General features: G+C 66.8%; 3 protein-coding genes. All 3 read right to left on the bottom strand.

The window, feature by feature from the left end; all coding sequences use genetic code 11:
• Nucleotides 1-206: 206 nt before the first annotated feature.
• Nucleotides 207-9,722: a type I polyketide synthase gene (locus CRD60_RS05185; protein ID WP_113860243.1), complete on the bottom strand. Its 9,516-nt coding sequence runs from the start codon at nucleotides 9,720-9,722 to the stop codon at nucleotides 207-209.
• A gap of 138 nt (nucleotides 9,723-9,860) precedes the next feature.
• Nucleotides 9,861-11,468, bottom strand: a complete 1,608-nt coding sequence (locus tag CRD60_RS05190; RefSeq protein ID WP_113860244.1) for an acyl-CoA carboxylase subunit beta — start codon at nucleotides 11,466-11,468, stop codon at nucleotides 9,861-9,863.
• Nucleotides 11,465-13,486, bottom strand: coding sequence for an ATP-binding protein (locus tag CRD60_RS05195; RefSeq protein ID WP_113860245.1), 2,022 nt, complete (start codon nucleotides 13,484-13,486; stop codon nucleotides 11,465-11,467). Before CRD60_RS05195 ends, CRD60_RS05190 begins: the two co-directional genes overlap by 4 nt.
• Between the last annotated feature and the right edge of the window lie 153 nt (nucleotides 13,487-13,639).

The following is a 13,639-nucleotide window of genomic DNA, read 5'->3' on the forward strand; positions in this document are numbered from 1 at the left end:
CACATGCTCCTCACACAATCATGCACTTTTACGTCATTCATTCGCTCTATATGTCATAAAAAGTGCACCAAACTGTGTACAGCATGTGTCTCACGACATTTAGCGACGGGACTGGGAGAGTGGGCTGGAGGGGAAGACCAGGGCGGGCCGTCGCTGGTGGACGGCCCGCGGACCTGCCCTCGGGCGCGGGGCCCGACGGCTGAGCCTCAGGCGAAGTAGCCATCGGGGGCCAGGCGGGCGTCAGGGTTGAGGAGCATGGACTTCTCAGCCTCGTGGGCGCTGTAGCCGGGGGCATCCTCGTGGAAGCGGCGGTTGTCGATGGGCTCATAGAGCGGCGCCTTGCCCATCATGCCCTCCTCCAGGTGTCGCTGGCCGGCAGCCAGACGCTGGTTGGCCCGCTCACGCCAGGTCTCCAGGGCCTCGAGGCCGGCGGTGTTGGCCACGGCCGCCTCGAAGGCCCCGGGGTGGACGATGGCGCCGATACCGCTGACGTGCCCGAATCCCAGCGAGGTCACCAATCCGGCCTTGACCACACCGATGTGCAGGGGCTTGCGCAGCCAGACCATGTGGTCGTCTCCTCGCAGCTTGGGGTCCACACAATCCAGGGCCGCGTTGGCCGGCAGGAGACCGGACCCGAAGAGCTGGGTCAGGCCGTTGATCTGGAAGATGCAGGCCCCACCCTTGGCATGGCCGGTCAGGGTCTTCTGGGAGATCACGAAGAGGGGGTTGCCCTCAGACCGCCCGATGGCGTGGGCCAAGGTGTTGTGGAGCTCGGACTCGTTGGTGTCGTTGGCGTTGGTGGAGGTGTCGTGCTTGGAGACCACGGCGATGTCGTCGGGCGTGACGCCCAGCCGCGCCAGGTCCCGCACCAGCTTGGAGTCCCTACCGCCCAGTCCGGCCGCGAGCGCACCCAGCCCCGGAGCGGGGATGGAGGTGTGGGCCCCGTCGGCGTAGGAGTGGATGAAGCCGATCACGCCGGCCACCGGCAGGCCCATCCTCAGGGCTATGTCACCGCGGGTGAGCAGGATGGTGCCGCCGCCCTGGGATTCCAGGAAACCGCCGCGCCGCCGGTCGTTGGCCCGGGAGAAGAAGCGGTCGGAGATGCCCTTGTCGTACATCTCCTGGGACTTGGCCGTGGCGGACATGTTGCCGAAGCCGATGACCGATTCCACACCGATGTCGTCGATGGCGCCTGTGACCACGAAGTCTGCCTTGCCCAAGGCGATCTTGTCGGCGCCCTCCTCCAGTGAGACCGCGGCCGTGGCGCAGGCCGAGACCGGCTGGACCATGTTGCCGTAGCCACCGATGTAGGACTGCATGACGTGGGCGGCCACTACATTGGGCAGGGCCTCCTGGAGGACATCCGTGGGGATTTCGTGCCCCAGGAAGCGGTCAAGGTAGAGCTTGCGCATGGATGACATACCGCCGAAACCGGTGCCCTGGGTGGAGGCGACCATTGACGGATGGATGGCCTGGAGGACTTCGCTGGGGCTGAAGCCGGCGGAGAGGTAGGCGTCCACAGTGGTCACGATGTTCCACAGGGCGATCTGGTCCACGTCGCCGACCATGGAGGCGGGGATGCCCCACTTGAGCGGGTCGAAGCCCTTGGGGAACTGGCCTCCGACGGTCCGGGTCATGGCGGCGCGGCGAGGCACGCGGATCATGGAGCCGGGCTTGCGGGTCACCAGCCATTCATCGGATTCAGTGTCCGGGGCGATGGCGGTGTGGTCCGGGTCGAGCTTGACATACTCCTGGGCCAGGTCCGGGGAGGGGACAGAGAATTGGACCTCGTGGTCCAGGAAGATTTCGACCTCCTCCTCGTCGGTGCCGTCCCGGTAGTCGCTGCCCATACCCTCGTCAAAGGGGCGCAGGCCGGAGCGGGCCACGACCTCGTCATGGTAGCGCTGGGCGATGTCGCTTTCGGGGACCAGGTTGCCGTCGCTGTCGTACCAGCCGGGCTTGGGGCTGTCCTGCCAGGTGAGCAGGCCCATGTTCCAGGCCAGTTCGAGGATGGCGCCAGCGGAGAGGTCTACGGAGCCGTCGGACTTGATGCCCAGTTCGGCCTCGAAGCGGGTGCGGCCGGAGCCCCAGGGGCCGAGTTCGCCGATGGAGACCATGACGATCATGTCCTCGGGGCGGGCGGTGACTCCCTGCCAGTCCTCCAGGTTCACCTGTGGCTGGCGGCGTTGGCGCGGGGTGGGCAGGGCCTTGATGGTGGCCTTGGACTGGGCGGTCTGGGCGGTCTGACCAGCCTGGGCGAACTCACCAGTGTCACCAGTCTCACCGGCCCGGTCACCTTGCCGTTCGGCATCGGCCATGGCCTCGGCCCTCAGGGCCTTGATGTCCAAGGGTTCGGATCCCAGCCCACCGGTGAGGTCCACGTCCAGCGGCGCGGCCTGGGCCTGGAGTCGGGCCTGGTCGGTGGCCAGGTCCAGGATCTTCCGGGCGATTTCCTGGGTGGAGTAGGTCAGGATGCCGTGACGTTCGACCACGTCGACCAGGGGGTCGTTGCCACCCATGAGGTTGGTGCCGCGCACCCAGCCGATCTTGGGGTGGGCGAATGTCACCCGATCGGCCCAGTCGCGTTCGGAGCGCGAGCGGGTCACCATGGCGTCGAAGGCGGACTTGACCTCACCGTAGGCCCCGTCACCGCCGAAGACACCGCGGTTGGGCGAGCCGGGCAGGATGACATGGAGGCGGTGCTCCACATCCGTGTCGGCCCCGATGGCGCAGAAGCCGGCGATGGCCCGTTCAACCCCCCAGAGCATGAGCCTGGCCTGGGATTCGAAGAGGTCTCCGGCCTCGGCCAGGGTCCCGTGGACCGGCGGTGCGGCGAAGGGGAAGAAGAGACTGGGCTCGTAGGCGGGTTTGAGGATGGTGGTGGTGGCCCCGTTGACCTTCTTCTGGACATGACCAACCCAATCGACCAGGGCATCCACGTCACGGTAGGAGGACAGGTTGGCCGGGACCAGCCAGAGCTTGGCACCGCCCACGGCATAGCGCCGGTATGCTTCCTTGGCCCAAGCCTTGATGGAAGGCTTGAAGCTGTGGGAGGTGGCGATGACGGTGGCCCCGCCGGCAAGCAGACCGGTGACCACCTTGGCGGCGATCGAGTTGGGGGCCAGGCCGGTGACCACGGCCACATCGCAGGCGAAGCGGGTGGCGGCCGGGTCGTCCTTGGGGGACTCCTGAGCCTCCAGGGCTATGCGCTCATAGACGGCGGCCAGGGTCGAACGACCCTCCTGGGCGCACTTGCCGGCGAACCACTTGGCCTGCTGGGCGACCTCCTTGCCTGCTCCGATGAAGGAGAGGTCGGCAACGGTCTGGTCGTCCTCGTAATAGAGGCGGGCAAGGTCCTCACGGGCCGAGGCCCAGCGGTCATCAAAGAGGATGGCCTTGGACTGAGAAAAGCGGGGTTCGACCTGCTTGAGCCAGTCGGAGCCCAGTTCTGACTCAACGGCGGCGACCAAGGCGGCCGAATCGTCATCCTGCTCCGGGGCTAGCGGTTCCTGGACGCCCAGCTCCTGAAGGACGAATCGGGCCGTGGAGGCCAGGAGTCCTTGGGAACCGGTGACCTTCTGGGCAAAGGCATCCAGGGCGGCCGAGTCGACCACCGCTCCACCGGCCCCGGCACCACCGGCGGTCGGCATGGCGACCGACTGGCCGTGGGCCTGGGCTACAGCCTGGACGGCGGCATCAATCAGGGTGTTGGCGGCTGCGGCCGAGGAGACCGGCTGTGAATCCAAGGAGGCCAGGTCGCCACCGCGGGCGGAGGCACCGTCGCGGGTGCCCAGGACCAGGGCGGTGACCACATGGCTGGCCCATCCGGCCCCCAGGCCCCAGGCCCCGGTCACGCGCTGTTCGACCTGGGCGGGCTTGATGCCGGCGGCACCAAAGACGCCCTTGATCCTCTCACGCACGATGTCGGTCAGGACCGGGCCGAAGGCCTTGTAGTTGGGGGCGACCTTGTCGACCAAGGTGGACAGGTCAGGGATGGCGGCCTCAGCCGCCCCGTCCACGCTGGCCACGCCCAGCTCGGAGCTGATGTCCATGAGGAGCTGGTTGCGCCGGGAGGAGACCCCGTTGGTCAGGCTGTCGGTGGTGTCGGACTGGCCGATCTGGTCGGGGCGGACCTTGGCCGAGTAGGCCAGGAGGGTCAGGATGGCGTCTGAGGCCTTGAAAGGAATGTCCTCGTGAGGGCCATCAGCTCCGGGTGCCGGGGCGACCGGGGCCGCTGGGATGGCTGTGGACTCAGCAGCAGGAGCGGGAGCCGGGGCAGCGGCGGCCAGAGCCGAACCGGAGTCACCAGCAGCAGCGGCCTGGGCAGTCCCTGAACCAGCAGCAGCATCAGCAGCAGCGGCCTCAAGCTCAGCTTCCGACCCGGCATCCTTATCCTCAATGACGACCGCGGGATCGGTGTCGGTCATGTAGACCCGGGCCTGGTCGCGGCCCACATTATAGACGGTCACACCACGGTTGGAGAACTCGGGCAGCTTGAGGGTCTTGGCCGCCAGGTTGGCCAGGGTGGGCGAGTTGCCCAGCCCGACCTCCACGTACTCCTCAAGGCCGAGTCCGCCCTGGCGGCGGGAGCCGAAGAGCAGGGCCTGGGTCTCGATCCAGCGCACGGGCGAGGCGAACTGCCAGGAAAGTAGCTCGGTCAGCAGGAGCCTGCCCAGCCGCTGCTCATCGGCGGCCATGGCCTGCCAGGCAGCCGGGTCGTCTAGGAGGGCCTGGATCCGCTCGGAGGGGGCCACCTCCACGATCTTGGCGGCGAAGTCCCTGGTCAACTCGAAGGGGGCGGCTACCAGGTTGGGGATGTAGCGGCCCACCAGGCGCTGGTAGTCGATGTGCTCGGGCAGGAGCTGGTCCAGCTTGTCGCGGAATTCGGGCACGCCCTTGCGCAGGAGGCTGGAGTGGAAGGGGACATCGATGCCGGGCACCAGCATGAAGGGTGCCTTGCCACCGTACTCCTTGGCCCGACGGCTGGCCTCCTTGTTGAGGATGTCCAGGCCCTTGATGGTGCCTGCGACCACATACTGGGCACCGGCCAGGTTGTAGTTGACGATCTCCAGGAATTCGCCCGACTCGCGCGAGAGCTGGTCTATGTAGGCCTTGACCTCACCGTCGCCGACCCCGAACTGGTTGGGCCTCAGGGCCCCCATACGGTAGTTGGACCGGCCCTGGGCGTCGCGCTCGATCAGGTGATGCATGGTGGTGCCCCGGTGGAAGACCAGTTCCAGCACGGTCTCCAGAGGGATGATCTGGGCGAAGGAGCTCAGGGCGTTGTACTCACCCAGGGAGTGGCCGGCAAAATACGCTGGCCATATGTCCATACCGGCCTCACGCAGACGGGCGGTCTGGGCGAAGGCCACCGTGGCCAGGGCCACCTGGGTGAACTGGGTCAGGTTCAGGAGGCCCTCGGGGTGGTGGTAGCTGACCCCATGGGCGGTCAGGGTCTTGGGATTATCTCGGACGACGGCCAGGATGGAGAATCCCAACTTGGACCGGGTCAGGGCATCGGCCCGCTCCCAGGTCTCGCGGGCGGCGGCGGACTGGGCCCGCTCGTCCAGGACCATGCCCTGCTGCTGGATGCCCTGCCCAGGGTAGACGTAGGCGGTCTTGGGGGCCCGCGCGATGGCGGTGGCCCGGGATACGATCTGCCCGTCGATCCGGCAGATGACCTCCAGGGCCATGCCACTGTGGGCCAGCTTGCCCACCCGTTCCACGGAGATCTCCACCCGGTCACCCAACTGGACCATGCCATACATGTTGTAGGTCCAGCCGGCGATCTCATAGTGGACGCCCTTGAGGTCCATGGCCTGGACCACATGCTGGGCGCTGGCGGAAAGCCACATGCCATGGACCAGGGGGGCCTTGAGGCCGGATACAGCCGCTCCCCTGGCTGAGGTGTGGATGGGGTTGAAGTCTCCGGAGGTCCGGGCGAAGGCCGTCATCTCGGCGGGTGCGGTCAGGGTCACCCGGCGCAGGAGGCGGCGGGGTGTATCCAGCAGGTCCTCCTGAAGTCCATCCTGCCGGCGCAGGCCCAGATAGTCGCCGTATTCGGCAGCATCGGTGGGCAGTTGGTCGGAGTATGAGCGGCCACGGATGGCGAAACGCTCGGTCTCGTGGGCCAGGGTCTGGCCGTCGGCGGAGCTGTGGATCAAATGGATCGTGACAACACGGCCGGAGGCGGACTCCTGGTAGTCGTCGGCCCAGGAGGTCAGGCTGATGCGCTCGCCGGTATGGCTCAGGAGCTCCTCCTCACTGACATCCAGCTCAATGAGGTGGTCCAGGTGGACGGCGTTGAGCAGGCCCTCGATGACCGGGTAGCCCTTGACATAGACCGATCCCAGGGCCGCATAGATGGCCGGCCAGGCGGGGCCGACCAGGGCGTCCGGGGCCAAGCGGGAGGCCTTGAGGTCACCGGGCAGCGTTCCGGCCGTGGCGGCCTCGTGGTCCATGCCCAGGTTGGCGCAGAGGGTGTAGCCGGAGCGGGCCAGGCCGAAGGGGTAGGTGGTCTTGTCGGCCAGCTCCTCGATCTGGGGCATGACCTCCAGCCGGTCGCCGGTGATGGCGGTGTTGCCGATGCCGGCGGTGTCGGCCAGCATGGCGTAGACGTGCTGGGGCAGGCGCTCGCGGTCCACGACCGGGATGGCGCCGGGCCTGCTGCCGTCAACGATCAGGGGGATGACGATGTCGCGCACGGCGTGCCTGCCCAGTCCCCCGTCGGCCTCCTGGTCCCAGTAGGTGTCCAGGTGGATGTCCAGGTCAACGAGCTGCCGGCTGCCGGCACCGGCCACGGATCCGGCTCCCTGGCCGTCTGCGACCGGGCGGATCTCATAGTGACGGTCGCCCATGGGCGTGCCGAAGGCGGGGTTGGCCATGCAGTGGCCCACCCAGGAGATGTTGGGGCTGCGACGGATGAACTCCTCGGCGCTCGATGCGGCGGCCAGGGGCACAAAGGCCTGGCGGCCGACGCCGGCGGGTGCAGCGTCGGGGGCCGAGACCCCATGCGAGGCCTTGTGCTCCCCCGCTCCCAACTGGGCCCGTTCCAGGACGGCCTGCTCAAAGCGGCCCAGGATGTCGGCCACCGGCTCGTCGATGCTGGTGATGCCCGCCACGGAGATCGGCCCAGGGATGATCCGCACGGAATCAGCGGAGTAGCGCGGGTCCTCGGACTGCCAGAGCTGGTCCTGGCCCCACCAGCGCAGGAGGTCGTTGTCGATGACCGGCACGAATGGCATGGGCTTGGGGTACTCGCGCACCAGGGTCGGGAACCATGCGATGTCGGTGGGGGTCACCCGGATCAGGCCAGCCTGCGGGTAGGCCTGGTTCAGGCGGTCGATGGCGGCCTGGGGGTCGGTTTCAACGGCCTGGACCGAGACGAAGAGTGAGTCGAACTCACCGGAGTCCTGGTCGCGCACGCGGGCCTCAATCCGCTGCAGGAGGTCAAGGAAGCGCAGGGCGTAGGTGTGGTCTGCCCAGGGGAAGGCCAGGTCGGCGAAGCGCTGGGCCCATTCCAGGTAGGTCATGGTCTCCAGGTCGCCGAAGTAGGGCTTGGCCGTGGAGTTCAGGGCCTTGATGATCTCCTCGCGCCGGGCCTCCAGCTCCTCGGGGTGCTGCATGACCCTGACCAGCAGGCGACCGCAACGGGCCGAGGAGTTTTCCAGCTCATAGATATCGGCGTGGAGGTGGCTCAGGCCGGAGGTCACGCCCCCGCGCTCCTGGCCGGAGGGAACCCACTGCTCGCCCATGGGGGCGAAGGGGTCGGGGTCGGCGGTGTGGGCGATGCCAGGGGTTTCAACCAGCATCCGCTTGACCTGGGGGCTGGTGTGGGCCTCCTTGGCGGTCATGGCTGCGGTGCCCACCAGAACGCCGTCCACGGGCATATCCGGCAGTCCGTAGGCGCGCGACCATTGCCCGGAGATGTAGTCGGCGGCGCGTTGAGGGCTGCCGATGCCGCCGCCCGCCACCAGGACCAGGTTGTCGCAGGCCCGTACATCGGCGTAGGTGGAGGCCAGGAGGTCGTCCAGGGACTCCCAGGAGTGGTGGCCGCCGGCAGCCCCACCTTCGACCTCGACAATGACCATGGTCGGCACCACGGCCTTGGCGATGGCGATGACCTGGCGGATCTGGTCAACGGTTCCGGGCTTGAAGGCCACGTAGGGGAAGCCGTCGGCCTTGAGGCTGGCGATCAGCCCCTTAGCCTCCTCCAGTTCGGGGATGCCGGCGGAGATGACCACGCCGTCGATGGGTGTGCCGGAGGCGCGCTTCTTGGGCACGATACGGCTGCTGCCGAACTGTAGGTTCCAGAGGTAGCGGTCCATGAACATGGCGTTGAACTCAACGGTGCTGCCCTCGTCCAGAAGCTCCTCGAGCTTGTCGATATGCCGGTCGAAGACCTGGGCGTCGACCTGGCCGCCGCCGGCCACCTCGGCCCAGTAGCCGGCGTTGGCTGCTGCCGCGACAATCTCAGGTTCCACGGTGGTGGGGGTCATACCGGCCAGCATGACCGGTGCCTTGCCGGTCAGACGGCTGAACCTGGTGGAGACCTTCTCCCCGGCGGGAGTGGAGATGACCTGGGGGGCGAAGAGCCTCCAGTTCTCGGTGCGTTCCGGCTCCCCCTCCATGGTGGACAGGGCCGCCCGGTCGGCCCCGGTGGCCGCTTCGACCAGGCCGCTGCCGGTCCCTTGGACCAGTGCGGAGGTGAGCTTGCCCAGGGTGGTTCCCGGCCCCAGGTCAATGATCCAGAGTCCGGCAGGGTCGGTGGAGTCCAGGAGCCCTTGGATGCGGGCCGACCAGTCCACCTGGTTGATCAGGACCTCCTCGGCCAGGGTGCGGGTCAGGGCGGCATCAAGGCCGCAGGCCTGTGCCCAGGTCACCGTCTGGTCGACGGCTGCGGCCATGAGGGGCGAGTGGAAGGGAACGGTCACGTCCAGGTATTCCATGACCGGCGCGAAGGCCGATCCACCACGCTCCTTCTCCTGGCGAAGTTTGGCCTGGTGGCTGGCCTCCTTGCCTGCCTCTGCCATGAAGGCAGCCAGGTCCTCGGGGTGGCCGGAGAGCACATAGTGGGTCTGGGAGTTGACCACAGCCAGAGAGATGGGCCCGGCCGTGGAGCCCAGGCGGCCGATGAGGGCCTCTACCTGGCGGGCATTGGCCCCCTTGACCGAAAGCATGGGGCTCAGCTCGCCGCTCTGCCCGATGCCCAAGGCCCTGGCCTGGCGGCTGGCGGCCAGGCCAATCAGGCGTGCGATGGCCAGTATCTGGTCGATGCCGGCCTGCGCCTGGTCTAAGGATTGGGCGGACTGGATGGCGGCGACCATATGTTCGGCGATGACGCCCTGGGAGTGGCCCAGGACCGCCAGGGGCCTGACCTTGCCCAGGTCATAGCCCAAAGATTCCAGGTCCATGAGGGCACCCAGTTGGGCCAGGGCGATGCCGGGCACCGATGCTGCGGCATCGGCGGCCGCACCCAGTTTGGCCGTGGCCGATGGGAAGCCGAAAAGGTCCTGGGGCCTGCCCAGGGTGGCCAAGAGTTCAGGAGCCACAGGGGTCAGGAGGCTGTCGGTGGCCTCCAGGCGCCGCCTGAGTCCGGCCTCCAGATCGGGCTGGGTGGTCAGGTCGGCCAGGGCCGCCGTCCATGGGGTTGACTGTCCGCCGAAGATGAGGGCGTGGGGCTGGTCTTCCAAACTGCTGAGAAACATGGTCTTGTCGGTCATGGCTTCCTTCATATCTGATTGCGCTGTGTGCTGATGCTGGGTCTGATTGGTGAATGTCAAAGATGGTGCCAGTGGGTCCGGCCGGCGGTTGGGGCCCTGTGCGGGGGCCGGCCCATCCGGCTCCGGCCACAGAGCGGCCTACATGGGCTGGTTCCCATGGTGTTTGCCTGTGGCGGGCCGGCGCTGCTTGTCGGTCAGGAGGCTCAGGGACTGGCAGATGACCTGCCTGGTCTGCTCGGGGTCGATCATGGCATCTATCTGGCCGGTCTCCAAGGAAAGGTTGGCGTTGAGGGTGGTCTCCTCATAGTCGGCCACCAGCCTGGCCCGCAAGGCCTCGACATCCTGCCCCCGCTCCTGGGCCTTGTGGAGGTCCTTGCGGTGGATGATGTTGACGGCACCCTGTGCACCCAGAACGGCGATCTGACTGGAGGGCCAGGCGTAGTTGACATCTGCCCCGATGGCCTTGGACCCCATGACGATGTAGGCGCCGCCGAAAGCCTTGCGCATGACCACCGTGACCAGGGGCACCTGGGCGTTGGCGTAGGCATAGATGACCTTGGCCCCCCGCCGGATGATGCCGGCATGCTCCTGGTCGGAGCCGGGCTTGTAGCCGGGTGTGTCCACCAGGGTGACGACAGGCAGGTTGAAGGCATCACAGAGCCGGACGAACCGGGCGATCTTCTCGGATGATTCCACATCGAGAATGCCGGCCATGACCTTGGGCTGGTTGGCCACAATCCCGACAGGGTGCCCCTCCATGCAGGCCAGGCCCACCATCGCCGAGGGGGCGTAGAGCTCCTGGACCTGGACGAACTCGCCATAGTCCACAATGCAGCGGATCACATCCATCACGTCGTAGGGCTGGCGGTCATTGTCGGGCACGATGGCGTTGAGCCGCTCGGCGCGCTCATGGTCAGCCCGGGTGGCCGTGTAGGCGAAGACGGGGACCTTGGCCGAGGAGTTGGAGGGCAGGTAGGCCAGGATGGTCCGGGTGTAGTCGATGGCGTCGGCCTCGTTCTCTCCCAGATAGTGGGCCACACCGGACTTGGCGTTGTGGACCTGGCCGCCTCCCAGCTCCTCCATGGAGATGGTCTCGCCCGTGGCGGCCTTGACCACGTCAGGGCCGGTCACGAACATATTGGAGTTCTCCTTGGTCATGACGATCAGGTCGGTCAAGGCCGGGCAGTAGACGGCACCACCGGCGCAGGGGCCAAGAATCACTGAAATCTGCGGTACCAGTCCGGAGGCCTGGCAGGTCTTGCGGAAGATGCGGCCATACTGGCTCAGGGCCGCCACACCCTCCTGGATGCGAGCGCCGCCCGAATCAATCAGGGCCACGACCGGGACCTTCAGGTCCATGGCCATGTCCATTAGATGGCAGATCTTCTCGCCCTCGGCCCAACCCAGGGTGCCGCCCTGGACGGAGAAGTCCTGGGCATAGACGGCCACCTTGCGACCGTAGACCAGGCCGAATCCGGTGATGACCGCCGAACCAGCCACCCCGTGGTTGATGTCGCCGCCGGAGAAACGGCCGATCTCCTGGAATGAGCCGGAGTCGAAGAGGAGGTCCAGACGTTCGCGGGCCGTGCGCTTGTCTTTGGCGTGCTGGCGCTCGCGGGCATGGTCCTCGGCGTCCCGGGCCAGGGCTGCTGCCTTGGCCACGGCGGCACGGATGGGCTGCTGGTCCAGGGGCAGGCCGCTGTCCAGGGCCTCCTGGACGGCTGGCGTTGACATGATGTCCGTCATTGCTGGCCTCCTTGCGCACCGGTTTGATCGCCTGACGACTTGCTATGACCAGCTGCCACAGGAGCTTGGCCGGTCTGCCCGACTTCCGCCACCGAATCAGCTTGATCACCCTGAACTCCGGCATCGGGCCCGCCGGTCCTGACCCCGCGTCCCTTGACATCAATCGTCAAAAGCTCCTGGCCGGCCTCCACACCGTCGGATGGCCCCACACAGATCCGATCGACCTTGCCGGCGACCGGGGCATAGACATAGTTCTCCATCTTCATGGATTCCAGCACCACCAGGAGATCCCCCTTGGAGACCGCCTGCCCGGATGCCACGTTGACCCTGGTGACCACGGCCTGCATGGGGGCCGCGATCAGACCGGACTCGGACTGCCCCAGGCTCGCCTTGCTCTCAGCTTCATGAAGACTCTGACCGCGCAGGGGCTGGCTTGGGCGGCGACCGGACCGGGACCGGGAAGGGCCGGTGAGGTTCTCAACGACGTCCAGGGGAACCGTGAGTTTGACCCGGCGGTTGTCGATCTCGATGACAAAGGATTCACTGACCTGCTGGCTGGCCTGCGCCTGGGGCTCCCCCAGGGAGGCGGGCTGGCCGCTGGCGGCGGTCGAAGCGGGCTTGTTCAGGTAGGTCCGCTCCAGCCACTTGGTGGAGATGGAGAAGGCCCCTTCGCTCTCGCCGCCATCAGCGCCATTCGTGCGTCCAGGGGCCCCTACCTCAGCGGTGAAGTCAGGGTCCTCGAAGATCTGCGCGAAGAGAGGGGCCGGGCAGGGCACACCCTCGACCTGCAGCTCGGACAGGGCCCTACGGGCGCGTGCTATGGCAGCGGGCCGGTCCTGGGCCGTGACCACCAGCTTGCCCATGAGGGAGTCGAACTTGGGCGAGACCGTATCTCCCTCGACCACGCCCGAGTCCACACGGATGCCGGGGCCGGAGGGCCAGACCAGCCGGGTCAGGGTGCCTGAGGAGGGAGTCAGGTTGGTGGCCGGGTCCTCGCAGGTGATGCGCAGCTCGAAACTATGGCCGCGAATGTCGGCCCGGTCGACCTGGGAGAGCTCCCCACCGCCGGCGATGGTCAACTGCTGGCGGACCAAATCCAGGCCGCAGACCTCCTCGCTGACCGTATGCTCCACCTGGAGCCTGGGGTTGACCTCCAGAAAGTAGACCTTGTGCTGGCCGGTGAGCATGAACTCACAGGTGCCCAGGCCCACGTAGCCCACGGCCTCGAAGAGAGCCCTGGAGTAATCATGGAGCTTGCGCTCCTCATCCGCCGTCAGGAAGGGGGCCGGAGCCTCCTCGATCAGCTTCTGGTTGCGCCGCTGTACCGAGCAGTCACGGGTCGAATACACCGTGAAGTTGCCCTTGCTGTCACGACCGCACTGGGTCTCCACATGCCGGGCCTGGTCAATGAAGCGCTCAACGAAGTACTCGTCAAGATCGCCGCCTTGCAGGGCGTCGTGGTTCATGTAGAAGCTGCGCAGCTCGTCATCGTCCGCCACCAGGGTGATGCCCCGGCCGCCTCCCCCATCGGTCCGCTTCATCATGAGCGGATAACCGTGGGTGTGGGCAAAGGAGAGGAGCTCACGGATGTCGCGCACCGGCTCTGAAATGCCGGGGACCGGTGGCACGTGAGCCCGCTTGGCCACCCGCCGCGCCGAGATCTTATCGCCCAGCTCCTCCAGGGCGGAGGGCGACGGGCCCACCCAGATGGCACCGGCATCCATGACCGCTTGGGCGAAGGAGGCGACTTCGGACAGGAACCCATAGCCTGGGTGGACGGCGTCGGCACCTGACCGGGCCAGGATGTCAAGCATCAGGGGCTGGTTCAGGTAGGTGTCCCGATAGGTGTCGCCAGGCAGCAGATATGCCTGGTCGGCCTCTTCCACATATTGGGCCTTTCGGTCCTGTTCCGCATAGACCGCAACGGTCCCGATGCCCATCTCCCGGGCTGTGCGGACCACTCTCAGCGCGATTTCCCCACGATTGGCGACCAGCAATGTGTTGACAATTTTCGGCATAAATTCAAACATATCGCCGTCAGTCAGGCCGCGTCAGCGCAAAAGCTACAAATTCGCGTGGAGCCTTTTGTCCGATTCCACAAACGTAACCGTAGCTTGGCAGGGTCGAAGGGGTCGAAAGATAGCACTGTGCGAGGCTTCGGAGAGAAACCT

The sequence above is a fragment of the Bifidobacterium aemilianum genome (assembly GCF_003315635.1).
Classification (GTDB): Bacteria; Actinomycetota; Actinomycetes; order Actinomycetales; family Bifidobacteriaceae; genus Bifidobacterium; species Bifidobacterium aemilianum.

Coding starts and splice junctions, on each gene's coding strand:
- CRD60_RS05185 (WP_113860243.1), bottom strand. CDS start 9,722: ATGACCGACAAGACCATGTTTCTCAGCAGTTTGGAAGACCAGCCCCAC.
- CRD60_RS05190 (WP_113860244.1), bottom strand. CDS start 11,468: ATGACGGACATCATGTCAACGCCAGCCGTCCAGGAGGCCCTGGACAGC.
- CRD60_RS05195 (WP_113860245.1), bottom strand. CDS start 13,486: ATGCCGAAAATTGTCAACACATTGCTGGTCGCCAATCGTGGGGAAATC.